At 70.4% G+C, this 928-nt stretch carries 1 protein-coding gene; it reads left to right on the top strand.

Translation table 11 applies throughout. From position 1 onward, the window contains the following. The first annotated feature begins 196 nt into the window (after positions 1-196). Positions 197-862: an FMN-binding negative transcriptional regulator gene (locus tag G3N92_RS34460; RefSeq protein WP_206131932.1), complete on the top strand. Its 666-nt coding sequence runs from the start codon at positions 197-199 to the stop codon at positions 860-862. Positions 863-928 lie beyond the last annotated feature (66 nt).

Raw genomic sequence — 928 nt, 5'->3', positions numbered from 1 at the left:
TGCGCCAGTTGGCGGCTCAACTGGCCGGCTGCGCGGTCGAGCGGGCCGAGCGAGGGGATGTCGGAAGACTGGGCGGTGCGGGCCATCGTTTCTGGTCCAGAAAAATTGAATAAAACTGGCCCTTCATCATAGGCCAGCGACGGCGCAGAATCAGCCCATTCGATCAACCCTGCCCCACCGCCCTGCCGGAGCCGCCATGTATCTGCCCGCCCATTTCACCGAAGCGCGCCCCGACGCGCTGCACGCCCTGATCGCCGCCCACCCGTTCGGCGCGCTGGTCACGCACGGCGACGGCGGCCTCGACGCCAACCACCTGCCGTTCGAACTCGATCCGGCCGGCGGCACGCTCGGCGTGCTGCACGCCCACGTGGCGCGCGCCAACCCGGTCTGGCAGCAGGTGGAGAACGGCGCGCCGGTGCTGGCGATCTTCCGCGCGATGGACGCCTACATCTCGCCGAACTGGTATCCGAGCAAGCACGAGGCGCATCGTCAGGTGCCGACCTGGAACTACGCGGTGGTGCACGCGCACGGCCGCATCACGGTGCGCGACGACGAACGCTACGTGCGCGGCGTGGTGGCCAAGCTGACGCGCCGCCACGAGGCGACGCAGCCGGCGCCGTGGAAGATGGGCGACGCGCCGGCCGATTTCGTCGATACGCTGATGAAGGCGATCGTCGGCATCGAGATCGAGATCACGCGCCTCGAAGGCAAGAGCAAGCTGAGCCAGAACAAGGACGCGCGCGACGTGCAGGGCGCGGCCGACGGGCTGCGCGCGCAGGGGCGGGATGCGATCGCCGATGCGATGCTGGCGGGCGGGATCGCGCCGGGCGGCCGCAAGAACGACGGCGGCACGCAGGACTGACACGCAGCCGGCGGCCGCGTATCGAGCCGCGCGCGGTCCCGCCACCCGGCTTTGCCGCCTGGTTCC

This window comes from Burkholderia sp. Ac-20379 (genome assembly GCF_017104645.1).
GTDB lineage: Bacteria > Pseudomonadota > Gammaproteobacteria > Burkholderiales > Burkholderiaceae > Burkholderia.
This window is presented reverse-complemented; position numbering and strand designations above follow the sequence as displayed.

Coding starts and splice junctions, on each gene's coding strand:
- G3N92_RS34460 (WP_206131932.1), top strand. CDS start 197: ATGTATCTGCCCGCCCATTTCACCGAAGCGCGCCCCGACGCGCTGCAC.